General features: G+C 36.8%; 20 protein-coding genes. 14 read left to right on the forward strand and 6 right to left on the reverse strand.

Going from position 1 to position 22,776, the window contains the following annotated elements:
- Nucleotide 1: 1 nt before the first annotated feature.
- On the reverse strand, nt 2–220 hold the full coding sequence (gene tatA, locus AC4MCD_RS05495) for a Sec-independent protein translocase subunit TatA (protein ID WP_419365558.1): 219 nt from the start codon (nt 218–220) through the stop codon (nt 2–4).
- A gap of 276 nt (nt 221–496) precedes the next feature.
- On the opposite strand from tatA, the gene AC4MCD_RS05500 reads away from it, so the two are divergent.
- Nucleotides 497–955 (forward strand): hypothetical protein, encoded by a 459-nt coding sequence (locus AC4MCD_RS05500; RefSeq protein ID WP_166236181.1) that lies wholly within the window; start codon nt 497–499, stop codon nt 953–955.
- A 587-nt stretch (nt 956–1,542) separates the two neighbouring features.
- Here AC4MCD_RS05500 and AC4MCD_RS05505 read toward each other — a convergent pair.
- The gene (locus AC4MCD_RS05505) at nt 1,543–2,130 is read right to left on the reverse strand and encodes a TetR/AcrR family transcriptional regulator (protein WP_491876720.1); all 588 of its coding nucleotides are present in this window, start codon (nt 2,128–2,130) and stop codon (nt 1,543–1,545) included.
- 120 nt (nt 2,131–2,250) lie between these two features.
- Between AC4MCD_RS05505 and AC4MCD_RS05510 the strand changes: the two genes are divergently transcribed.
- Both AC4MCD_RS05510 and AC4MCD_RS05515 read left to right on the forward strand, forming a co-directional pair.
- Nucleotides 2,251–3,609: a flavin-containing monooxygenase gene (locus AC4MCD_RS05510; RefSeq protein WP_419365856.1), complete on the forward strand. Its 1,359-nt coding sequence runs from the start codon at nt 2,251–2,253 to the stop codon at nt 3,607–3,609.
- A gap of 81 nt (nt 3,610–3,690) precedes the next feature.
- Nucleotides 3,691–4,551 (forward strand): alpha/beta hydrolase, encoded by an 861-nt coding sequence (locus AC4MCD_RS05515; protein ID WP_491876721.1) that lies wholly within the window; start codon nt 3,691–3,693, stop codon nt 4,549–4,551.
- 83 nt (nt 4,552–4,634) lie between these two features.
- Here the strand turns inward: AC4MCD_RS05515 and AC4MCD_RS05520 are convergent, their stop codons facing one another.
- On the reverse strand, nt 4,635–5,570 hold the full coding sequence (locus tag AC4MCD_RS05520; protein WP_166137380.1) for an alpha/beta hydrolase: 936 nt from the start codon (nt 5,568–5,570) through the stop codon (nt 4,635–4,637).
- A 250-nt stretch (nt 5,571–5,820) separates the two neighbouring features.
- Between AC4MCD_RS05520 and AC4MCD_RS05525 the strand changes: the two genes are divergently transcribed.
- Entirely contained in the window at nt 5,821–6,357 is a 537-nt protein-coding gene (locus AC4MCD_RS05525) for a TetR/AcrR family transcriptional regulator (protein ID WP_491876722.1), read from the forward strand.
- A gap of 395 nt (nt 6,358–6,752) precedes the next feature.
- Here AC4MCD_RS05525 and AC4MCD_RS05530 read toward each other — a convergent pair whose 3' ends face one another.
- Together AC4MCD_RS05530 and AC4MCD_RS05535 are read right to left on the reverse strand one after the other, a co-directional pair.
- Nucleotides 6,753–8,963 carry a hypothetical protein gene (locus AC4MCD_RS05530; protein ID WP_491876723.1) on the reverse strand — a complete coding sequence of 737 codons (2,211 nt, stop codon included), beginning with the start codon at nt 8,961–8,963 and terminating at the stop codon, nt 6,753–6,755.
- The gene (locus AC4MCD_RS05535; protein ID WP_491876724.1) at nt 8,956–9,510 is read right to left on the reverse strand and encodes a hypothetical protein; all 555 of its coding nucleotides are present in this window, start codon (nt 9,508–9,510) and stop codon (nt 8,956–8,958) included. Before AC4MCD_RS05535 ends, AC4MCD_RS05530 begins: the two co-directional genes overlap by 8 nt.
- A 273-nt stretch (nt 9,511–9,783) precedes the next feature.
- Here AC4MCD_RS05535 and AC4MCD_RS05540 point away from each other — a divergent pair, with 273 nt between their 5' ends.
- The 4 genes from AC4MCD_RS05540 (at nt 9,784) to AC4MCD_RS05555 (ending at nt 13,324) form a co-directional block, all read left to right on the forward strand.
- Nucleotides 9,784–10,335 carry a DUF262 domain-containing protein gene (locus tag AC4MCD_RS05540; protein WP_491876725.1) on the forward strand — a complete coding sequence of 184 codons (552 nt, stop codon included), beginning with the start codon at nt 9,784–9,786 and terminating at the stop codon, nt 10,333–10,335.
- 70 nt (nt 10,336–10,405) lie between these two features.
- Entirely contained in the window at nt 10,406–11,614 is a 1,209-nt protein-coding gene (locus tag AC4MCD_RS05545) for a hypothetical protein (protein ID WP_491876726.1), read from the forward strand.
- Nucleotides 11,615–11,695: 81 nt separating this feature from the next.
- Nucleotides 11,696–12,277, forward strand: a complete 582-nt coding sequence (locus tag AC4MCD_RS05550) for a class I SAM-dependent DNA methyltransferase (protein ID WP_491876727.1) — start codon at nt 11,696–11,698, stop codon at nt 12,275–12,277.
- Nucleotides 12,278–12,298: 21 nt separating this feature from the next.
- Nucleotides 12,299–13,324 carry an HNH endonuclease family protein gene (locus tag AC4MCD_RS05555; protein ID WP_491876728.1) on the forward strand — a complete coding sequence of 342 codons (1,026 nt, stop codon included), beginning with the start codon at nt 12,299–12,301 and terminating at the stop codon, nt 13,322–13,324.
- Between the two features lie 34 nt (nt 13,325–13,358).
- On the opposite strand, the gene AC4MCD_RS05560 is transcribed toward AC4MCD_RS05555, so the two are convergent.
- Entirely contained in the window at nt 13,359–13,826 is a 468-nt protein-coding gene (locus AC4MCD_RS05560) for a hypothetical protein (RefSeq protein WP_166136778.1), read from the reverse strand.
- A gap of 175 nt (nt 13,827–14,001) precedes the next feature.
- Here AC4MCD_RS05560 and AC4MCD_RS05565 point away from each other — a divergent pair, with 175 nt between their 5' ends.
- The 6 genes from AC4MCD_RS05565 (at nt 14,002) to AC4MCD_RS05590 (ending at nt 22,263) form a co-directional block, all read left to right on the forward strand.
- Nucleotides 14,002–15,570: a type I restriction-modification system subunit M gene (locus AC4MCD_RS05565; protein WP_491876729.1), complete on the forward strand. Its 1,569-nt coding sequence runs from the start codon at nt 14,002–14,004 to the stop codon at nt 15,568–15,570.
- A complete protein-coding gene (locus AC4MCD_RS05570) occupies nt 15,570–16,802 on the forward strand; it encodes a restriction endonuclease subunit S (protein WP_491876730.1) in 1,233 nt (410 codons plus the stop codon). The genes AC4MCD_RS05565 and AC4MCD_RS05570 overlap by 1 nt, the downstream gene beginning before the upstream one ends.
- A 44-nt stretch (nt 16,803–16,846) precedes the next feature.
- A complete protein-coding gene (locus tag AC4MCD_RS05575) occupies nt 16,847–17,959 on the forward strand; it encodes a hypothetical protein (protein ID WP_491876731.1) in 1,113 nt (370 codons plus the stop codon).
- An 11-nt stretch (nt 17,960–17,970) separates the two neighbouring features.
- Nucleotides 17,971–18,822, forward strand: a complete 852-nt coding sequence (locus AC4MCD_RS05580) for a hypothetical protein (protein ID WP_491876732.1) — start codon at nt 17,971–17,973, stop codon at nt 18,820–18,822.
- 18 nt (nt 18,823–18,840) lie between these two features.
- Nucleotides 18,841–19,206 carry a hypothetical protein gene (locus AC4MCD_RS05585; RefSeq protein WP_491876733.1) on the forward strand — a complete coding sequence of 122 codons (366 nt, stop codon included), beginning with the start codon at nt 18,841–18,843 and terminating at the stop codon, nt 19,204–19,206.
- Nucleotides 19,207–19,386: 180 nt separating this feature from the next.
- Complete coding sequence (locus AC4MCD_RS05590) at nt 19,387–22,263, forward strand: type I restriction endonuclease subunit R (protein ID WP_491876734.1); 2,877 nt, start codon at nt 19,387–19,389, stop codon at nt 22,261–22,263.
- Nucleotides 22,264–22,776: the final 513 nt, after the last annotated feature.

A 22,776-nucleotide genomic window follows, 5' to 3' on the forward strand; every position in this document is an offset into this window, starting at 1 on the left:
CTTAATTCTTGATTGAACTCTCACTGGCTTTAACTTCCGCATCAATCGTTCGAGAGTGCTGAAGTTGAGCTGTTTTAGTTTCTTCTTCACGGACAGATTTCTTAAAGTCCTTGATTGCACCCCCTACATCTTTTCCTAGATTTTTTAGTTTAGAAGTACCAAACAGTAAGATCACTACAATTGCAAAAATTAGTACATGCCAGATGGATAACCCTGCCATATTTTGTCCTCATTTAATCTTCTTAAGTTTATTGGCTTATATCAACACTAACAAATGACAGTGCTATGACGATTTGATGTCAATATAATGACAAGGATTCAGAAAAAGGCAGGCCTTTTATTTCTATTATTTTAAAATTAGCAAAGAACTACTACATTTTTCACATACCATTCATGTCAAAAATTCTCTACTTTAATAGTTCAATTACATCTTAATAGAAACTGATATGGCTCAAGAAATATATGACCTCCTTTCCTTGATAAAAGAGTCTTAGTCATGGGGCTGTTTCTTTTAATTATTATTATCTTTATAACTGTTCTAGTAATGGTAAGACCGAATACTAGGTATAAGCCTAGTGGAAAGTTTAAAGAATTAACTAAAAACAAATTTAGACATGAAGTTTCAAGTGCAACCAATTTTCAGCGACCTTTAATTACGATCATTGGCCCGGAGATTGAAAATACTGTCAGTAAAGTCGTTAGTGCGCTTTTAATTATAGATCCTGATAAAGTGAATGCAATCATGGTGGTTGTAAATAATGTTCAAGTGGGTTATCTGAGTGAAGAGGATACTGAAAAGTTTTTAGAGTTATTAAAGGATCATCATTTATCAAAGTTTACCGGATTAGAAGTAAAAGCTCTAATCTATGGTGATTGGGGAAATGACCATGAAATTTCTAACTTTAAAGTTAGGTTGAATTTACCTAAAAATTTGGAAGATTCAGAAATTCAATAATTTGATCTAGTAATTAGGTAAAGAATCTTTTTTTATAATTGTTTAATAATATAATAATAAAAACCGTCATTTAGACGGTTTTTTAAATCTTGTATTCTGCTACCTGTGAAGCACAAATGAGCTTAAATTAGGTGGAGGAGATAGACTCTGTATGTGGGAAAAATAGACGAAATTTGTCTAGGAGAGTGGTGGCAGTCCATAAAAATGAAATGTCTGTCTAAGGCTCTAATTTCATTTTTAGCTTTAATTTTTGTAGGAAGTTTCAAAATTAACTTTTATGGAAAGCTTTTTATAAAGAGGAAATTAAAGCTTATAAATATCTTTAATAATAGAAGGGTTGATATTTGAAGTAGGTAATCATTACAAAACATCATTTGAACATTAATAAAATCATGAATTTGCCTATGCCTATATAGTTTTAATATTTAAATTATTCTAGTTCACTAACTTTTTGAATTCGATATTTTTTTGACTTAAAAATGAAAAATTTCTAGCTCTTTATATTTTTACTATGTGAAATAAAAGTCTGAGAAAATTTAGTATTTAAATATTCAATAAAGTCTTTAACTTTTTCGATTACGTCTAAGTTAAATATAGGTCTTTTTCTCCAAATAAGCTTCACAAACTAAAAGCGCTTCTTGCTGCAATTCATCGGTAATATAGCCATAACGATAAAAACTATGCTTCATCAATGCAAAAATTAATTCAATCATAATAGTTATGTCATCTGGCTTTTTAAGTGTTAGCGGATTCTCTTTCTGGGTAAAAATTTTGACGAACTCTTTGGATATCTCTTCGATCACGGCTTCTTGCAGGCTAAAACCTTCGATGTTTACCGGGCCACCCAGAATCAGCATGCTGGCTGGCTTATTCTGGTTATAAAAAGCAGAGGCGTTACTCAAGGCATCTTGAATGATATCCAGCACTGACCACGTCTTGTAGATCTGAGCATTATGGGTTAGGTAACTTTGAAGTTTTTGGAAATACCGATTTACGATTAAGCTAAATAGATGATCTATCGTAGGAAAATACTGATAAATGTGATTTCTTGGTACACCTGAAATTTGTGAAATTTCCTGGATATTGCATTCTGCTAAGGTCTTGGTTTCTAAAAGTTCTATAGTGGTTTGAATCACTTTTTCCAGACGTTCGATACTTCTTTTCTGAACAGGCATCTTTATTTCATTCATCAGCATCTTGCATCCCCTCATTGATTTATTAAAAAAACTCCCCTATATTTTTTAAAAACCGACATGTGACGGATTTTTGAATAAAATATTTTCATGGAGCTGAAAATGAATAAAACTGTCTGCATTATTGGCGCAGGCCCTTCAGGCATTGCCGCAGCAAAAAACTGTAAAGATTATAATATAGCGTTTGATCTATTTGAAAAAAATGACAAAGTTGGTGGTAACTGGGTATTTAATTCCAAAACAGGCCATTCCTCTGTTTATGAAAATACCCATATCATCAGCTCTAAAAAACTTTCAGAGTATGAAGACTACCCGATGCCGGATCATTATCCAGATTACCCACGGCATGATCAATTACAGCAGTATTTTGAAAACTATAGTAAAAACTTCAATGTGTATAACCAAATAAAGTTTAACCATACTGTTGACCATGTTGAACGCACGTCTGATGGTCAATGGCAAGTGGATTACACGGATGCAGAAGGGCAGAAACATCAAAAAATTTATCAGTATCTGATGGTATGTAATGGTCATCACTGGATGCCGAAATATCCAAAATACGAAGGAGAGTTCACTGGCAAATGGATGCATTCACATGATTTTAAAGGTGTGAATGAAGAGTGGCGTAATAAAAAAATTCTGGTGATTGGTGCAGGTAATTCAGGTTGTGATGTTGCTGTAGAAGCTGCTCGTGTAAGTAAAGATATTTATTTATCCATGCGCAGCCCACAGTGGTTTTTACCCAAATTTTTGCTGGGTCTCCCAAGCGATATGGTCGCAAAAGCGTTAGAAAATTTACGGCCTAAAGCACGTCAGACCATACTCACCAAATCCTTAAAAATTCTTACGGGTGATTATGCAAGTTTTGGACTACCTCCAACGACTAAACCTGTATTAAGCCAGCATCCAACGGTTAACTCGGATTTAATTGACTATGTACGCCATGGCAAGATTAAGCCAAAACCTGCAATCAAAAAAATTGATGGAAAGACAGTTGAATTTACGGACGGTACTAAGCAAGAGTTTGACATCATTTGTTGCTGTACAGGATTCTGGACCGTATTTCCATTCTTTGATCCTGACTTTATTAATTTCCAGCATGCTGAGAAGGTACCGCTCTATCGTAAGATGATGCATGCTGATTATGACAATTTATATTTCATAGGCTTGTTCCAACCTATTGGATGTATTTGGCCGTTATCAGATTTCCAAGCACGTATCGCATGTCAGGAAATATTAGGGAAGTATAAGCGTCCAAAAGATATGAAAGCAGCGATTCAGTATGAGCTAGATCATCCTCACTATAAATTTGAGGGTGGACAACGTCATGCTGTAGAAGTTGATTACAACACTTTCCGTGCTGAACTGGTGTCAGATCTCGCCTCAGCAGGCGTGAAAATTCCTCCACGTGATTATAATATTTCAACATTAAAATTAATTTCTAAATTATTTGCTGCCTAGGCAAATATGAAGTTAAGCAATAAGTGCTGCTCGCACTTATTGCGTTTTAATATTTAAAAAATGTATTACAAGGAATGCGTAATGCAAATAAAAAATGTTTTTATACCTTTAGACTCTTTTCAAATTCAGGCTGATTTATATATAAATAATAATGGCTTGCCTTTTGTCATTATGGCTCATGGCTTGGGTGGAGACAAAAGTTGTGCTCTAGATCGATATATCAAATCTTATCTGGAACAGGGATATAGTGTTTGCTGTTTTGATCATCGAGGATTTGGCAAGAGTAGTGGTAAATATAAAAATCTTGTCGATAAAAATAGTCAATTAAGGGACTGGAAAGCAGTCATTCAATATCTCAAAAATGAGTTTAATCTGACTGAACAGGACTTTGTATTATGGGGTTACTCATTTAGCGGGGGACATGTCTTAACACTCGCCAGTGAGCAGAAGTATCATGCCGTCATTGCTAACTTTCCGCATGTGGATGGTTTGGCTAGTTTGCTGGGTTACCCTAAACGTTATCTCTTACCTGCAACCTATTTAGCAATCACTGACTTGTTCTATAGTCTATTTGGCAAGTCAAAATTGATGAAGATCGTGGCAAAAAGCCGGTTTGCAGTCCTATCGGGTTCAGATTGTTATCGGGGTTATTATTCATTAGTTGAGGAAAACCAAAACTGGGATAACCAGGTTCCTGCACGAATCGTCCTCACTATTCCATTTTATCGCCCCATTTCAGTAAGCCATAAAATTCAGACCCCAACCTTAATGATTGGAGCAAAGCAAGACTCCTTGATTCCAATTTCAAGTACACGTAAAACGGCGCAACAATCAAAGTCAATCTGCTATTTAGAAGAAGATTGTGGGCATTTTGATCTGTTTCATGCACCCTATATCGATCGCATCCAATCGCAACACATATCATTTCTACAGCAGCTTTAATTTAAAAATTTTCTATCGATCGCTTTAAAAAACAGCCTTATCCAAGGATAAGGCTATTTTAGCTGTTATAAACAGTATGGCATTTATACGTGTGCTCTTGAAGGCTTTAAGCTGTTTAAAAAGTCTAACTGATAACTTAAATTTTGTGAGAAGTATGGCTCAAAATAAGGGTCAAAATGGTCCGCTTCAATTTTCTTCATTTGAATGAAAGGATTCTTTACCTTTTCGATCTTTTTAGCTACGAACGGAGCGACGGTATCCTGAGTTGCCCCTACAATCAACATAGGTACTTTGACCTGCTTTAAACGTTTCCATGGGCGATAGAACCCCATGGTCAAAAGCGAACGTGCAGTAACACGATTATCATAGTCTATATTCAATTTCTCTTTAGCAAGTTCCATGGCATTCCAGGCCTGATCACGATCCATCGCTCCTAATTGACCCGGTTGTGACACAGTTGGAATACAAATTCGTTCACCTGGTTTAATTCTGTCCGCTAAACCATACCCTAAAAACTTAAACATTTGGGGTAGAGGTACAGAACGTACTGTACTGATCCCATCTAGCATAGGAACTTGAATAATGGCACCTTTTAATTCAGGGTGTTCTGCTACCAGATCCACTACATGTCCACCACCAAATGAAGTACCCCAAGCAATAATATTGTCAGCATCCACCTGAGACATAGACTTCAAATGGGATAAAGCCTTATTAACGGTTTTTACTCGTTTCCACGGATTAATATCCTGACGTGGCAGACCTTCACTCAATCCCCAGCCTGGATAATCAAATTCCATCACAGCGTAACCTTGGGTAACAAAGTGATTGATGAAAGAATCGGTCAATGCACCTTGAATACTTCCCCAACCACCTACCATTAAAACAGCAGGCAGCTTTTGTGTTGCTGACTCTTTAGGTACATGTAAAGTTGCTGAGCACATATCGCCTTCAGTTAGGAAATTAGACTCATAGACTGATTTTTCAATATGTGAGGTATCAGGATATTTACGATTTGTCATATAGTTTAGCCTGCTCTTAGATTTCTTGATGGCTGCCTTCCATCTTATTTCTTGTTAAAAATGCACCAGAAAATTAAATTTATTTTGATCAATCAGTAGTGCATTATTATTCTTTTACATTATCTTGAATGTCGTTCAAGATTGTATGATTTAACTATATTCTTGAATAGCATTCAAGAAGAATTTACGATACTGCTTTGACTCGTTTTATGCGATAGCACCTTAATTTTTAGTAGATTAGGAAAACTGAATGGCCCGTAATAAACGTGTACAAGATCGGGAAGAAAAACAACAAGAGATTATCGATGCTGCACGTTCGTTGTTTCTAACCGAAGGGTATGATGCTACTTCAATCAACCGCATTGCGGTCGAAGCTCAGGTAGCTCCAAATACAATATATTGGTATTTCAAAAACAAAGATGAACTGCTAGTGAGCATTTTGAATGCTGAATTAACGAAGCATATAAATGAATACATGTTGCAATCATCAAAGGATCTTTCTGAACGTTTAATCTGGGTAGTGGATCAACTGCAATTAGTTGATCGCCTAGTGAGTACTGTGCATGCCAGATTAAAATTTTCACCAGAGCTGAAGGAGTGGCATGAGAGGTTTCATGTCATGGTGGAGGCTTTGTTTCGTTTAGAGCTACAGAAGATAGGGGTGGCTGCTGATCAAATTGAGCCTAAAGTAAAAATAGCTGTTTTCACCATTGAAGGTCTTTTAGCCCATCAGTTATCTGAACCAGAAAAACGGGCAATTTGTTCGGCTTTGATTGCTAGTTCATAAGTTAGTTATGAATAGGCATAAGGTATAGAAGTTCTTCACACTATAAGAATTTTAAAAATGAGCATATTTTAAGTTATGAAAAAGCTTGGTAAATATCAGAAGTTTTATGCTCATTTACTTCACTTCTATCTTAATGATAGAAGTAAAAGCTATCTTAGGAATTCATGATCAGAAACCTAGAGTAAAAAGGGGAAATTTTTGTTGAAAAAGATTGTGTTTATAGAGAGAAAATGTAAGTATTAAAATAGTTCTTTATGATTATATTTTTTTAAAATCAATGACTTTTAAATAAAAAATCTCTTTGATTTTAAGCTAAATTGTATTTTTTTAATGAGTCACAACTTAATTCACATGATGCTTTACCCGGTTATGACTATGTGACTTATCTTATGAATCTAAAGATCTCCAATGTCTTCATACATTCCATCAATCTGAAAGAAGCCTTTCATTTCATTGAGTGTATTAGCCAGTGTTCGATAAGCATTTATAGGAAGGCTAGAATAACGATTGCCTATTTCCTGCTGATTCTTTTCATGTCCAAACAGCGCAAGAATTAACGATTCCTCAGCTTTGTCAGTAAGAAATGCGCGTGTGGTATGTCTGAGCCAGTTGGCATGATCAAGCTGCATGCCTTCGGTAAATTCCGCCACAATGGAAGGACTAAGAGGTTGCCACTGGTGATCAAGAAATACCCCCAGTAATGGCTTCTTACTCTCAAATATATCATCGATATACTGTGAGCCGTTCTCTATATGTACAGCAATACTCGCAGTATTCTTTCTTAAATATTTCAGATAGCATTTCAGTTCATTTCTAAGAAAGTCACATAAAGGCAGTATGCGTCCATCATCCTGTCTCCCATGAATCTCCTTATCTGACACCCACAGCCAGCCTTGCTTTAAATCAAAGTCTTTTAACACTCCTGGAAAATCCTTTACAGGTCGTGCTGCTGTAAATAATAGCAGGATATGCCATAGCCAGATGTTGTAATGGTTATAGGTGGCAACTACATCAAATTGATGCATGGCTTGAATCACTTGAGCGTACAGGTAGGCAAAGACACTGGTCACAGTAGAAGGTGTCGGTGCTTTAAGACTACCGAAATTTTCTGATGGTTGATCGATATGAAACAGCTTGGTCATTTCAGCAGATAAGTGCTTAACCGTATCAAGATACTGACTCTGCAAACGATAGACCGGGTAAGAGCAGTAGGAAATAGAACTGGATCGGTTAGCATCTATACCAGTCAAAATATCAGCAAGTTGTGCATTCCCAGTCATATGATAAATAGAGGCATGTAATAGAGTAGTTAATTTCTTACTTGTGAGAGAGGGAATATAGAGTTCTTCACGGCATGTTTTCAATGCGCTCCTAATATGAGACTGTTCAAGAACAGGTCCTGTCTTTAACCCTTCGATAAAGTTATAGGGTAAGGGTAAATCAAAGTGCGTGATCTGATTCTGTAAAGCATCTTTATGAGGGAAGTGCACTGGATCAAACAAAGTAAATTTAGAGCGCAGGACATACCTGCCATCAACGCAGATTAAACGTTGCCGCTGATTCAAACGCGAGATTTTGGGACTTTGTACCTTGAGCCATTCCTCCGTCGAATTGCCAGTGAGAAAGCTGAGCAGAATAATGAGATAGGCTTTATTTCTGTATTGCGCTGTACTGTATTGATTCCAGCAATGTGTAATCAGTAAACGTATAGATTCCAGATCAGGATAATGATTACTACTTCTAAAACGATGCTGAAGTCGAACAATGTACTGCTGCATCAATTTGACTGATTGCTGTTGAATGCTTTTAGATTGCTTGCATAACGGTGACACTGCTTCCGTATCAATCTGAACGTGCTGTACCTCTGGCTGATCCGATAGTTCCTCAAACTGCAGAGACCGGACTTGCTCGGATGTGGACAGTTCCTGGAGAACCAGAAGACTGTCTGAATCTTCCAAGCTATATTGTTCAAAGCGTTTATGGGATGAGTTGTGATGTCCCTGCTTTTTTGCTGTCAGATTCAGTACATAACTATACGCCCGTCTAATATCCCGGATAAGATTAAATTGGAAAGTTGTTAACTTGCCAGATTGCTCCAAATCACAAAGTTGCTGAACAAAAGCTTTCAGAGAAGTTGGAGATTGAGGTAACTGATCCCAAAGCCATACATATAATTTCTCATACTTAGACAGTTTTTTATTCTGGTATGATCTGATCAGGGCTTGGGAGGCAAGGCGAAACCGACTGGCTAGTGTTGTAATAGTCGTTTGATGGTCGGATGATGCAGTAGAGCTGATGCTACTTAAGATACTCAAGGCAAAGACTGTATTGATGCCCCAGAGATAGGCTGGATGATCTGACTTTAAGTCTTTTAAGCAGTATAGATAGCTACTAATAGGCTGTTGAGTTGGATGCGGTTTCTGTTGAGGTAATTGAATCGCTGGTAGTTCTAATGATAGTGATGGATCGAAGTATGGATGTAGCGACTTAAGGTTTTCAAGCAATGGCGTCTGGCATAAGAAATGAGCACCTAGATACTGAAAGGGCTCTAGTGTTTTTTCAGAGGCTAGCAGCTTAAGTATGATGGATTGAAGAGAGTCATGCATGTTCAACTCTCCAGAACATTGAAGGCTCTATATGTATATGATGTAGGGCTTCGCATTTGGCTTGAAGGGCAGAGAATCTAGTTTTAAAAGCTTTATCAATTTGAGATTGGCGATAGTTGAGCTGGTTCCGTGTAAAACCTAGGATTTTGGCCAACAGTTCCAATGACATGGCAGCATGAGGTTTGTCGTATATACGACTGTTCAGATCATAAATAAAGGTCTTGCTCAGATACTGATTGAATAACATCAGCAGTCTGTTTGGAAAGATTTGGTCAATATTGATTTTAGACTGTACTAACATAGTGACAAATTGCTGAGTGAGCTGAAAATGGATATCTTCCCACTCCAGTTTTTCTGCATGCCTCAGAATTTTCTTTCGAACTATAGTGAAGGCTTGGATTTCTGGATGAACAGGAAGTACTGAAGGCATTGCCTTAGTGACTTCATGGAGACAAAGGTCAAAGCCTTTCACTATTTTTAGTAGTTTAAGAGCCTTTTCTTTGTGTGACATTGATTTAGCCATCGCAGTGGGTAAATTTCTTTTCATAGAGGTTTCTTATTATTTTTATGACCTATCTCTATGATAGAACCTAAATACATGCTCTGAATGCTTGATCAAAAACTTGGGAATAAAGGAGGGTGGTTTTTGTTGAAAAATTTGAATCTAGTTAAAGTTTAAATAAGAACTCTAGTAGGCCTAATTGTCTTAAATTAATATAAAATAAAAATATTTATAAAATAAAATCTCTGAGGTTTTAACCCATATTGTATTTTATTAATACTAGGATTTTTGGAACAACCATTTTGGAAAAGGCTGTACATGAGTAATTTTGATAGTACAAAAGAAAATTTAAGTGATATTTTGAAAAAGATAGTTGAGGGGAAATTACAGCTTCCTGATTTCCAAAGAGGGTGGGTTTGGGATGATGCGCACATTAAGTCTTTATTAGTCAGTATTTCTCGATCTTTTCCTGTGGGTGCAGTAATGCTCCTAGAAACAGGTGGAGAAGTTAGGTTTCAAGTACGACCTGTAGAAAATGTTGAGCTTATAAAAAAAGACATTGAACCTGAAGAGTTAATTTTAGATGGTCAGCAGCGGTTAACTTCATTAACACAAGTACTTAAGCTAGAGAAACCAGTAAAAACCTTTGATGAAAAGGGGCGGGTAATCAAGCGGTTTTATTATATTGATATAGAAAGGGCACTAAACGGGAACTTAGAGGATGCATTCATTTCTGTAGAAGAAGATAAAGTTGTTAAGACAAACTTTGGGCGAGATATCAAAAAAATAAAAAACGAGAAAGGTGAGGAAATTGAGTTAGATTTCTCAACGATAGAAAAAGAATGCAAAGCATTTTTTTTCCCCATGTAATCGAATTTTTAATGCCAATGAATGGGAAGTTGTTTTATTTAAAAACCATACAAACAGAATTCAAGAATATATGGAATTTAGAGAGAAAATTCTTGAAAGCTTTAGACAGTATGCTGTGCCGGTCATTAAATTAAATAAAGAAAATTCTAAAGAAGCAGTCTGTTTGGTATTTGAAAAAGTGAATACAGGTGGTGTGCCGTTATCTGTATTTGAACTTGTTACAGCAACATTTGCTGCTGAAGGATATAACCTCAGGGATGATTGGTATGGGCATCCTGAGCGTAATCCAATTGGTCGTGCTAAACGATTGAGTGATAAAGAATCTATATTAAAGCTTGTAGAGCCAACAGATTACTTACAAGCTATTAGCTTATTAAGTACTTTGAAACAGAGAAAAGCAGATATCGCAGCTAAGAAGACTGGTAAATTTATTTCTGCGGTCAGTGCAAAACGTTCAGCTATTTTGGGTATGTCTCTTTCAGATTATAAAAAATGGGCAGACGAAGTAGAAAGAGGATTTTTATTAGTCGCAAAATTTTTAAGGAAAGAATGCTTTTTCTTTACCAAAGATTTACCTTATCGAACACAGCTAGTTCCATTGGCAGCGATTTTAACATTGCTTCAGGAAAGATGGTTAGAGCCGAAAATCTATGAAAAATTAAGCCAATGGTACTGGTGTGGTGTACTCGGTGAGCTTTATGGTGGCGCCGTTGAAACGCGGATTGCTAATGATTTAGAAGATTTTAGCAATTGGGTTGTAAACCCTGATCATGAAATTCGAACAATTCAAGAATCCTCATTTCAGGCACAACGCCTGAAAACGTTGAGATCTCGCTTGAGTGCAGCATATAAAGGCTTAAATACATTGGCGCTGAGAGAGGGGGCACAAGACTTCTTCTGGAAGGAATCGGTTCAAAATTTAGATGTCGAAGAAGTTGCATTGGACATTCATCACATCTTTCCGAAAAAATGGTGTGAAGAAAATAATAAGCCTTCTAAAATATATGACTCTATCCTTAATAAGACACCAATTTCGTATAAAGCAAATCGTATGATTGGTGGTAAGGCACCGTCGAAATATCTTAATGACTTGCAAAATCATAAGACAGTGTTGATGGATGATATCAGTATGAACCAAATCTTAGCATCACACTTTATTGAGCCTGAGTTGCTAAGAACTGATAATTTCGAAGCGTTTATTGATGCTCGTCAACAGCAATTATTGAAGATCATTTCTAGAGTAATGGGTAAAACACTAACAGAAGATAATATCGTTTAGTGAGATATTAAGGGAGCATTGACTCCCTTAATTTTTTGTTTTTGAGTAGACTACGTTTAGTTTTTGGCCCAAGCATTAATTATGAAAACAATAGACTATTACAATCAGTATGCAGATGAATTTACGCAAGCCACACTCTACGTTGATATGGAAAGTTTGTATCAGCCGTTTCTAGAAAAATTACCAAATAATGCTCATATTTTAGATTTAGGCTGTGGATCTGGTCGCGATACATTAGCATTTAAAAATAAAGGCTATACGGTTGAAGCAATGGATTATTCCAAAGTATTGGTTGAGCAAGCTACGATATTAACAGGTATTCAAGTGCGTCATGCAAGTTTTTATGAATTAGCTGAATCCAATCAATATGATGGTGTTTGGGCGTGTGCATCCTTACTACATTGCGAGAGGGATAAGTTACTTGATGTACTGCGCAGAATTCATCGTTCATTGCGCTGTACTGGTGTTTGCTATATGTCTTTTAAATATGGAACGACAGATCGTGAAAAAGATGGTAGATCATTTACGGATCTAGATGAAAATCAGGCCAAAGCATTGCTAGACCAGTTAGATGGTAATGAGATATTAGAACAGTGGATCACAGTAGATAAACGTCCTGAACGTAATGAAAAATGGCTGAATATACTTTGGAAAAAGAAATAAAATAATACGGAAATCGATTTAATGTCTGAGTTTTACGAGATTGAGCCATCTTTAGAAAATTATTGGCGTGCTGTTATTCTATTTGGACGTAATGTAGCTTCCTACAAGTTTGCTTTAGCTAAGTCGCTATACGAGTTACAAGCCTCTTCTGGTACGGTCATTACACTCGATCAACTGGCTGGCCCATTTAGTCATCATATCTGCGAACACTTAAAATTAGTGGATAAGCAGGCAACTTCAAGCTCTAGTAAATTCTTGGATTTTTGCCGCGCGTTTAATGCAGATGAAATAGATCAGCAAACTTTGATCGCGAAGACAGTGCAATATGGTTTTGTGAATGTTATTGATGCTTTTCATAATGTACATGGTCAGGAACTTCCACAAAGATTTTTTATGGATGCCCGAAAAACGCATGGAGGCATCATTTTGACTGATGAAGTATTTCAGCTATTTGAAGCACAGAATTCTAAAGATTTGATCGATGAAACTGAAGCAAGATGGCGCTTAGTTGAAACAGCTTGGGATATGAATTTACCTAAGCATTTAGTACAAATTCAGCACGACGATCAAGGAATTTTGGTTGCGGACAATAAAATACGAAGAATAAATGTCACATCAGCTAAGCCTGCTTTAAATGGATACCAGAAGAGCAGGTGTTTTTATTGTTTTGCTCCAGTTACGATTGAACAGCTTTTTGAACATTCAGCGGATGTTGATCATTTTTTCCCACATAAACTTCGTGAGTGTGATATTCAAAAGCCTATCAACGGAGTTGCGAATTTAGTATTAGCATGTCCCTCATGTAATCGTGGTCAACAAGGGAAGTTTGATAGGTTGCCTTCAGTAAACTTATTAGAACGCTTGCATAAGCGTAATGAGTATTTGATTACTAGCCATCATCCATTAAGAGAAACTTTAATTGCCCAGACAGGATTTACAGAGCAAGCGCGGCGAGGCTTTCTGCAGGATGCTTATAATTGTGCCACATTGACCATGGGTAGTAGTAAGAAATGGGAACCTATGAGTAGTGGGATAGCAATATTTTAAAATGATAACCTAAACTTATTATCAATATGCTAGGCTAAATACTCAGAACTTTAGTTTGCTGTAGAAATACCATAACAATACCTAGTATATAAATAAATCCAAACGAAGCCCAAATTAGCAATATGAAAGCACCTTCTAATCTGAACTTAATTAAAAGACTATTTCTTAATCCTTTGAATTTTTTTGATATTTCAATTAAGTTATTGTCTTCTTTATTTGGCTTAGTCATAAGGCGAATACGATCAAATTTCTCTCCCTGACGCCATAAATAATCTCGATAGTCGTTATATAAAATACAAACATTACTAATAGCAGAGTACATAGACCAAAGAATAAGTAATATTCCTAATATATAAAGGCAGGTATAGTTAAATAAAGATAAATTAGACTTAGTATCAATTGTATAGAGAGATAATAATGCAAATCCCCCTAAGAGTAATTGAGAAGCAATGTTTCTAGAAAAGGACTGCAACTCTTTATTCATCGTATTATCAAAAAGCATATTAACTCCATAATTCTTATTATTAAATCAATAAAATAAGGAAATCTAGGCTTAAGCATGTTACGACAATTTATGTCGTAAGAGTAATCTTTTAAGAAATTAGTGCTTAATTTAAAGAGTCAGATATGGCAAAGTATTGCCATTCTAAAATAATGATTTTTGGTTGATTTTTAACATGACCCAAGTACAACTCCAACAACTGCAAAAACAGCTCTGGAATATCGCCAATACTTTGCGTGGCACCATGGGCGCCGATGAATTCCGTGATTACATACTGGGTTTTATTTTCTTTAAATATTTATCAGAAAAATCGGTGAACTTTGCCAATGAATTGCTCGATGGTGAAGACCTCAGCTTTTTAGAATTAGATGAAAAGAATGCTGAGCATGTGCCCTACATCGAAGAAATTAAAAAGAATGCCATTGCCGAAGTGGGTTATGCGCTTACACCGAAACAGCTATTCCATACCTTAGCCGAGCGTGGTCGTCAGGGCGAATTCATTCTGGATGATTTAACTGCGACCTTAAAATCGATTGAACAAAGCACTTTAGGCACCGACTCTGCCGATGACTTTGCCAACCTGTTTGAAGATTTGGATCTAAACTCGACCAAGCTTGGCAATAATGCCAGCGACCGTAATGCACTGGTGGCGAAAGTCCTGAGTCATTTAGATGACATTGATTTTGATATTAGTAATACCGAAGCCGATGTACTGGGTGATGCTTACGAGTACCTGATTGGTGAGTTTGCATCAGGTGCGGGCAAAAAAGCGGGGGAATTCTATACCCCGCAAACGGTATCGACTTTACTGGCGAAGATTGTCACCCAAGGCAAAGACCGTTTACGTTCAGTCTATGACCCGACCTGCGGTTCAGGTTCGTTGTTGCTACGGGTAAAGCGTGAAGTTAAAGATGTCGATATGATTTACGGTCAGGAGATGAACCGTACCACCTACAACTTGGCACGTATGAACATGATTCTGCATGATGTGCATTTTGCCAAGTTTGACATCAAGCAGGAAAATACTTTAACCCGTCCGCAGCATTTAGATAAAAAGTTTGATGCTGTGGTGGCGAATCCGCCATTTTCTGCAAAATGGTCTGCCGATCCGTTATTTTTACAAGATGAACGCTTTGCTGCGTATGGCAAACTGGCGCCAAGTTCTAAAGCCGATATGGCGTTTGTACAGCACATGCTGTATCAACTCGATGACAATGGCACCATGGCGGTGGTGTTACCGCATGGCGTATTATTCCGTGGTTCGAGTGAAGGCGTGATTCGTCAGTATTTGATTGAACAGTTGAATGTGGTGGATGCCATTATTGGTCTACCTGCCAATATATTCTATGGCACGTCTATTCCAACCTGTATTTTGGTGTTGAAGAAAAACCGTGAGCAGAGCGGCAATATTCTGTTTATTGATGCCAGCAATGATTTTGAAAAGCAGAAGAACCAAAACAAGTTATTGCCTGAGCATTTGGATAAGATTGTTGCGGCATTTGAAAAGCGTGAAAATATTGAAAAATATGCGCATGTCGCGACTTTGCAAGAAGTCAAAGATAACGATTACAACCTGAATATTCCGCGTTATGTGGATACTTTTGAAGCGGAAGCCGAAATTGATTTAGATGCGATTGCAAAACAGCTTCAAGCTTTGGAACAAGACAGCCAAAAAACCGATGCCATCATTGCAGATTTTTGTAATGAGCTTGGTATTGCTTCACCGTTTGCGGAGGTGAAGTAATGGCTGTGCCTAAATTACGTTTTAAAGAGTTTGATGGGGATTGGACAAAATCATCATTAATAAATCTAGCAAAAGATAAGTCTTTAAATAATGGTGTTTTTAATGACCAAAATAAGGTTGGTCAAGGTTATAAGCTAATTAATGTCTTAGACATGTATATTGAAAGAGATATCGATGAATCTAGATTATCTTTATTAGATTTAGATTTAAAGGAATTTGAACGCAATAAAGTGAAATTTGGCGATATATTTTTTACTCGCTCCTCCTTAGTTAAAGAAGGAATTGCTTTCTCGAATGTTTATTTAGGTCATAGCCAAGATATTACTTATGATGGACATTTAATCAAATTAAGTCCTGATTTAGAAGTCACAAATCCTAGTTTTTTAAACTATGCATTAAAAACATCTAAGGTTCGTAAGCAACTAATACAGGGTGGCAAAACAGCTACCATGACAACTATAGGTCAGCAGGAAGTCGGTAAGACAACTATTGATTTTCCAGTTTTAGATGAACAAACCAAAATCGCCTCTTTCCTTTCCGCAGTCGATGAAAAGATTAGCCAACTCACGCAAAAACATGCGCTGCTGAGCCAATATAAACAAGGCATGATGCAAAAGCTATTTAGTCAGCAAATTCGTTTTAAAGCGGATGATGGCAGTGAGTTTGGGGAGTGGGAGGATAAAATAATTGGTGAAATTGCTAATATTAAAAGAGGTGCTTCACCTAGACCAATTACAGATGCCAAATGGTTTGATGAAGAATCAAAAGTAGGTTGGGTACGCATTTCAGATGTTTCGAAAAGTAAAAAAATACTCGTAGAAACAGAGCAATATTTATCAAATGAAGGAATTCAAAAAAGCAGATTTATTCCTAAAGGTAATATTATTATGAGTATCTGTGCAACGATTGGTAAACCAATTTATACAGGTTTTGATGTCTGCATTCATGATGGTTTCGTTGTATTCAGTGAACTAAAAGCTTGGCATGAATATACCTATTATTATTTAGAGTACATTGAAAAGAATTGGTATCAGTATGGACAGCCAGGGACTCAAGTTAATCTAAATTCTGACATTGTTTCTAATGAAATTTTTCCATTTCCTTGCCTAGAAGAACAAACCAAAATCGCCAATTTCTTATCTGCCATTGACCAAAAAATTGAAGTGGTGGCACAGCAAATTGAACAGGCCAAACAGTGGAAAAAAGGCTTGTTGCAGCAGATGTTTGTGTGAATTTTAAGGTTTAGAGTTTTTAAATTTTTTTGTATGGGTGTGGAATGTTGGATTGGCAAAAGTGGAAATATGAAAATAGAGACAAGATTAAGCATATTGTTGGGTATGAAGAAAAATTTGTAGATGAAATCTTAAGTCAAATTCCAGAAATCTCCCCCGATGATGTTATCGCTCAGTATCCGTTTAAAGATAATAAATCTGGTAATCGGTATATTGATTTCATGATCGTTAATAAAAGCAAAGGCTATCAATTGCCAATTGAGTTGGACGGTTACGCAAAAATCAATAATAAGGGCTATGAAAAGTTTAATGACTTTCTCGAGCGTCAGAATGATTTAATTCAACAATTTGGAATTGTCTTACGCTATACCAATAAAAAAGCATTTCAACAACAGCAACAAGTAATCCTTGAGATTCGTAAAGCATTACAAGCTCAAGTGAGCCATCAAATTACTGAACAATCTAAACAAAAACAGATTCAAGTTCTGATCGCTGAATATGAAGCTAAAATAGCCGATTATGAAAAACAGCAAACTACAAATAATTCACTAAATCATTCAGATGTTTCAAATGAGCTAAGCAATGTCAGAAAAGGTATAGATGCATTTAAACAAAATCATTTACAAGAACTACAAAATGTACAAAAAGAACTTTCAGAGATGAAAGGAAGGCAAACACAAGAGCTTGGCTCAGTTAAAAATGAAATCAAAAAACAGATTTATATCGGAGTAGGTCTTGTTGCCTCTATTGCGCTAGGTGCAGTGGTATATATAAAATCAACCTCACAATCTGCTGAAAATATACCCATAACACAGCAAGTTTCATCTAGTTATCTTTCATCAGATGTTCAGGCAGATCAAAATTCAACTTCAAGTGCGAATCATATTCAATCTATTCAAGCTAGTATGTATATTGGTCAAAATCGAATAGTATGCGGTAAGGTAGCCCAATTAAAAGAGTTCTCAAAAGGGGTGTATTTGAACTTTGATCAACCTTATCCAAAAGCAACATTTACAGTAGTCATTTGGAATAATAACTCTCATATCAGCAAACAACTGCGAAATGTAGAAAATAATACACTCTGTGTGAAAGGGATGATCGAGGAGTACAAAGGCAAGCCTCAGATGATTCTAGGCTCATTGGATCAAATCGTGTAAAGAGAAACGGAATGTTTGAATTTGCTATTGGTTTTGCAATTTTCGTAGCGGTCATGATTGTTCTAAGTATTTGCAAATTCTTTTCAGAGACTAATCAGGAGCTGAAAGAAAAAAAGCGATACGATTTTGAGCAAAAGAAAAAACAAGATGAGTTTGCGCTAGAAGCACAGAGGAAGCAGGTTGAACAAGAATTAGAGTTTAGAAAGCAAGCGGGTCTTGATCCTATTTACCAAGAACAGACTCGCAAGAATAAACAATATAAGGCTGTAATTGTTAGCTTGATTGCTTTGATAATTTTTATTGGTGGCTATATTTTATTTTCAAACAATGAATCTGCAGTTGCTAGAGAAGATCAGGTACTTCTTAACGCAGAAGAAATAGCAGATGCCACACGACAATTGCCAGTGGACAGTCAACAAAATCAAGACTTGCCAGAAAGATTTACGCCATCGAATGTGCATGAGCAACAAATAGAAACTGATACAGCATCAACTACTAAACCAATTGATCAACCTAAAATTGAAGAGCCAAGACAGGCTGTTTTAAATCCATTTGAAGGCAATATAGACGATACAAATTTATCGACATCTGGTCAAATTTCAGTATATGAAGCAGATGCACATATTGGAGAAAGTACGACTGTGTGTGGTGAAGTGAGTCAAATTTCACAAACATCAAAAGCAACGTATATAAATTTTGGAGGTATATATCCAAAACATAAATTCAGTGCAGTGATTTGGTCAAACAACATCATGCCGACATCAGAGGGTAGCAATATTTGTATCACTGGCTTAATCGAAAGCTATAAAGGTGTTCCTCAAATTGTGATTCGCTCTGTTGAAAATCAGATTTCAAGCTATTAAATACTTAAGGTGTTCCCTATGCTAAAAAAAATATTAATTACTTCTTTGTTGTCTATGGCGAGCTTAAATGCTTTTTCGCAGGAAATTAAAATTGAGGCAATTAAAGCTCCATTCCATGTTGGTAAGACCGTGATGGCATGTGGGCAGTTAGCTGAGATTAAGCATTTAGGAAATCGGCATTATTTAAATCTTGATCGAATGTATCCGAATCAAACGTTGACGCTTTTAGTTTGGGACAATAACTACAAATGGTTTGAAGAGCGCTTCGGTCGTATTGATGGCATGGTAGGTAAGCGTTTCTGTGCTCGAGGAACAATTGAAGAATATAAAAACAATTTGCAAATGAAGGTGAATAATCCTCAGTTTTTGAGATTAATGCACTGATTCTTTAAAAGTTTTCTATGTGGTATTCCTCTTATCAAGTCTTTAAATGAGATTAATGAAAAATATGCGTTGCACAGATTTTGTTTAAATAGAGTCTAAAATTTGATAAATAGCTAAAACTATGCTTAGTTATTGTATTGGTTAAGTTGTTGTTAAATATTGATTTAAAGTGATGGTGAAATGACAGTACAAAGCGAATATCAACTTGAAAATGAACTGATTAGCCAGCTCAAGCAATTGGGATATGCTGCGGTGACCATCAAGGACGAAAGCCAACTACTGTCTAACCTAAAAAACCAAGTCGAACGTGCCAATGGACTTGCGCCACTGTCAGAAACGGAATGGAAACAGGTCATCAGTTTTTTGAACACGGGCACAGTGTTTGAGCGCGCCAAAAATCTGCGTGATCTATTTCCAGTCAAATTTGATGATGGTACCAGTAAACACCTTTTTTTCCTGTCTGATGATCCTAGCAAAAATATTTATCAGGTCACCAATCAAATCACTATCGACCACCGCGACTATAATGGCAGAACCAGCCGTTTTGATGTCACACTCTTGGTTAATGGTTTGCCTTTGGTACAGATCGAGCTAAAAAAACGAGGCATGGAAATCGCCGAAGCTTTTAATCAAACGCAACGCTATATTCGTGAAGCCTATTGGGCAGGGCAAGGGCTGTTTGGTTTTATTCAGCTGTTTGTCATTAGTAATGGTGCCAATACCCGTTATTACTCCAACGGCACCACAGGCATCGAGTTTGCCTTTCCTTGGGCGGATGTCCATAACAAACACACCAATGAAATTGTCGACTTTGCCGAAGCATTTTTAAATCAGCAGCATCTAACCCAAATGCTGACCCAGTACATGGTACTGCTGGAAACCACCAAAAGCCTGATGGTGCTGCGTCCCTATCAGATTTATGCAGTACAGAAAATTGTGCAGCATGTGCAAAACTCCAATCAGAACGGCTATATCTGGCACACTACAGGTTCAGGTAAAACCTTGACTTCATTTAAAGCCAGTCAGATCATCATGCAAATGCCCGATGTAGAAAAGGTCTTGTTTGTGGTGGATCGTAACGACCTCGACACACAAACCTCACGTGAGTTTAATGCTTTTAAAGCCGACAGCGTGGACAGCACTGATAACACATCGACCTTGGTGAAACAGCTGGATCAACGCCACGACAAACTGATTGTGACCACCATCCAAAAACTCAATCGAGCCATCAGTACCGACCGTTATTTAGAATCGATTGATTATCTTAAAAATAAAAAAGTGGTGTTTATTTTTGATGAATGTCATCGCAGTCAATTTGGTGAGACCCATCAGAACATCAAAAAATTCTTCAGCAATGCACAAATGTTTGGTTTTACCGGTACGCCTATTTTTGAAAAGAACAGCCAAAGTAAAGCAGGTTTAAAACTCACCACAGATTACCTGTTTAATGAGTGTTTGCATAAATACGTGATTGTCGATGCCATCCGTGATCGTAACGTCTTGCAGTTCCAGATTGATTATCGTGGCAAATACACCGCCAAAGGCATGGCGACGAATGAAAGTTATGAGGAAGATGTAGAAGGCATCGATACCAAAGAACTGTATGACAATCCGCAACGCCTTGAAATGATTGCCCGCTACATTGTCAATATTCACGATACCAAAACTCGTAATCGCGAATTTACCGCAATGTTCTGTGTCAGTTCGGTCGAAACACTGACCCAATATTACGACCTCTTTGAAAAGGTGCAGGCTGAAAAGCAAATTGAAGATGAAGCACAAGGTCGGATATTTAAACCGTTGACCATTGCCACTATCTTTTCCTATGCGGCAAATGAGGCTGTACCGACTGATGACTTAACTGGCTTGATTCATGAAGAAGCCGCAGATATTCCAAGTCAGGTCAATTCATCCAGTCGGGATAAGCTGGATCGCTACATTGCCAATTACAACCGACAGTTTAAAACCAACTACAATTCTGGTGATCAATTTTATGCGTACTACCGCGACATTGCACAGCGCGTAAAAAACAGACAGATTGATATTCTAATCGTGGTCAATATGTTCCTCACGGGCTTTGACTCTAAGCCGTTAAATACCTTGTATGTCGATAAAAATCTAAAATATCATGGTTTGATTCAAGCATTCTCACGCACCAACCGTGTCTATAACGATAAAAAACCATTTGGCAATATCATCTGTTTCCGCAACCTAAAACGTGCAACAGATGAAGCACTGGCGCTATTTTCCAATAAAGATGCGCAAAAGGTGGTACTGGTTCCAAGCTTTGAGGAAATTAAGCAGGATTATGATGCTGCTGTTCAGAAGTTGCTCAAGATCACGCCTGATTATCAAAGCGTGGATGATCTCATGACAGAAGATCAGCAGTTGGAGTTTATTAAGGCCTTCCGTGAAGTGATGCGTTATAACGCTCAGCTGCAAACCTTTATCGAATACGATCAGAACCAGACCGCTTTAGATAAACAGCACTTTGCCAATTTTGCTTCCAAGTATGCTGACTTATGTCGTGATGTACGCAAGACTACGAAAAAAGAAAAAGTCTCTGTACTGGATGATGTCGATTTCCAATTGGATCTGCTACATAGTGACCGGATCAATGTGGGCTATATTATCAATTTGCTGCAAATGGCTCTGGATAGCGGGGATGAGGCCAAACGCAAGAAATACGAAGCACAGATACATGATCTAATTGGTAATGAAGTTACCTTGCATGACAAGCAGGAACTGATTCAGAAGTTCATTGAAGAAAACATGCCGAAGATGATCAATGGACAAAGTGTCCAGAGCACTTTTGCTGCTTTCTGGGATGCGGAGAAAGAACAAGCCTATCAGTACCTCTGCCAAGAGGAAAACTTGAAGCCTGAAGCAATGAGAACTGTTCTGGAAAACTACGAATTTACAAAGCGTTTACCAAGGAAAGAAGAGCTAAAGGATTTACCGAATTTTAAAGTCAAGCTCTTTGAAAGAGAGACTGTATTTAATCAGTTGTGGGATAAGACTAAGCAGTTCATTCAGACTTTTTATACAGGGATTTGAATAGGGAATATACATGCCAAATCTTGATGCAAAGTTTCAGCTATGCAAAGAGGTAAAGCTACGTTTAAGTATGTAAGTTATAAATGGAAATTTCCTGATAAAAAGGTCGAGGTTGATGAACATTTAGAATAAACAATTGTTAGAGAGATCTTTGAGAAATTGCATATAATGGTAAAGTGGTTAGATCACCTCGAAATTTAAATTAGGGTGATGCATTTAGCTATCGTAGCTACTGTATTGGCAATTTAAAGATATTAGAAAGGACTATTACCTTCAGGTAAGGATAATCTCTCCTATATTACTATGAGTTTTATCTGATCTTGGTAAAATGAATTATATGATGATCTCATCATAAAGTATTCTTATGTACATGGTGATGTTGTATTCTTAAAAAGTCTACTAAAACCACCTTAAATTATATGTTACTAAACTTTAATTTTGGTTAAAAAATAAACAAATAAATCGTGTATCCTGATTTGTATCCTTACATATTTTTATGATAATTTTTATATT

The sequence above is a fragment of the Acinetobacter sp. CAU_H_78 genome (assembly GCF_058599365.1).

What these genes read in the sequence shown, in the direction of transcription:
- tatA (WP_419365558.1), bottom strand. Translation starts at nt 220, where the DNA reads ATGGCAGGGTTATCCATCTGGCATGTACTAATTTTTGCAATTGTAGTG.
- AC4MCD_RS05500 (WP_166236181.1), top strand. Translation starts at nt 497, where the DNA reads ATGGGGCTGTTTCTTTTAATTATTATTATCTTTATAACTGTTCTAGTA.
- AC4MCD_RS05505 (WP_491876720.1), bottom strand. Translation starts at nt 2,130, where the DNA reads ATGCCTGTTCAGAAAAGAAGTATCGAACGTCTGGAAAAAGTGATTCAA.
- AC4MCD_RS05510 (WP_419365856.1), top strand. Translation starts at nt 2,251, where the DNA reads ATGAATAAAACTGTCTGCATTATTGGCGCAGGCCCTTCAGGCATTGCC.
- AC4MCD_RS05515 (WP_491876721.1), top strand. Translation starts at nt 3,691, where the DNA reads ATGCAAATAAAAAATGTTTTTATACCTTTAGACTCTTTTCAAATTCAG.
- AC4MCD_RS05520 (WP_166137380.1), bottom strand. Translation starts at nt 5,570, where the DNA reads ATGACAAATCGTAAATATCCTGATACCTCACATATTGAAAAATCAGTC.
- AC4MCD_RS05525 (WP_491876722.1), top strand. Translation starts at nt 5,821, where the DNA reads ATGGCCCGTAATAAACGTGTACAAGATCGGGAAGAAAAACAACAAGAG.
- AC4MCD_RS05530 (WP_491876723.1), bottom strand. Translation starts at nt 8,963, where the DNA reads ATGCATGACTCTCTTCAATCCATCATACTTAAGCTGCTAGCCTCTGAA.
- AC4MCD_RS05535 (WP_491876724.1), bottom strand. Translation starts at nt 9,510, where the DNA reads ATGAAAAGAAATTTACCCACTGCGATGGCTAAATCAATGTCACACAAA.
- AC4MCD_RS05540 (WP_491876725.1), top strand. Translation starts at nt 9,784, where the DNA reads ATGAGTAATTTTGATAGTACAAAAGAAAATTTAAGTGATATTTTGAAA.
- AC4MCD_RS05545 (WP_491876726.1), top strand. Translation starts at nt 10,406, where the DNA reads ATGGAATTTAGAGAGAAAATTCTTGAAAGCTTTAGACAGTATGCTGTG.
- AC4MCD_RS05550 (WP_491876727.1), top strand. Translation starts at nt 11,696, where the DNA reads ATGAAAACAATAGACTATTACAATCAGTATGCAGATGAATTTACGCAA.
- AC4MCD_RS05555 (WP_491876728.1), top strand. Translation starts at nt 12,299, where the DNA reads ATGTCTGAGTTTTACGAGATTGAGCCATCTTTAGAAAATTATTGGCGT.
- AC4MCD_RS05560 (WP_166136778.1), bottom strand. Translation starts at nt 13,826, where the DNA reads ATGCTTTTTGATAATACGATGAATAAAGAGTTGCAGTCCTTTTCTAGA.
- AC4MCD_RS05565 (WP_491876729.1), top strand. Translation starts at nt 14,002, where the DNA reads ATGACCCAAGTACAACTCCAACAACTGCAAAAACAGCTCTGGAATATC.
- AC4MCD_RS05570 (WP_491876730.1), top strand. Translation starts at nt 15,570, where the DNA reads ATGGCTGTGCCTAAATTACGTTTTAAAGAGTTTGATGGGGATTGGACA.
- AC4MCD_RS05575 (WP_491876731.1), top strand. Translation starts at nt 16,847, where the DNA reads ATGTTGGATTGGCAAAAGTGGAAATATGAAAATAGAGACAAGATTAAG.
- AC4MCD_RS05580 (WP_491876732.1), top strand. Translation starts at nt 17,971, where the DNA reads ATGTTTGAATTTGCTATTGGTTTTGCAATTTTCGTAGCGGTCATGATT.
- AC4MCD_RS05585 (WP_491876733.1), top strand. Translation starts at nt 18,841, where the DNA reads ATGCTAAAAAAAATATTAATTACTTCTTTGTTGTCTATGGCGAGCTTA.
- AC4MCD_RS05590 (WP_491876734.1), top strand. Translation starts at nt 19,387, where the DNA reads ATGACAGTACAAAGCGAATATCAACTTGAAAATGAACTGATTAGCCAG.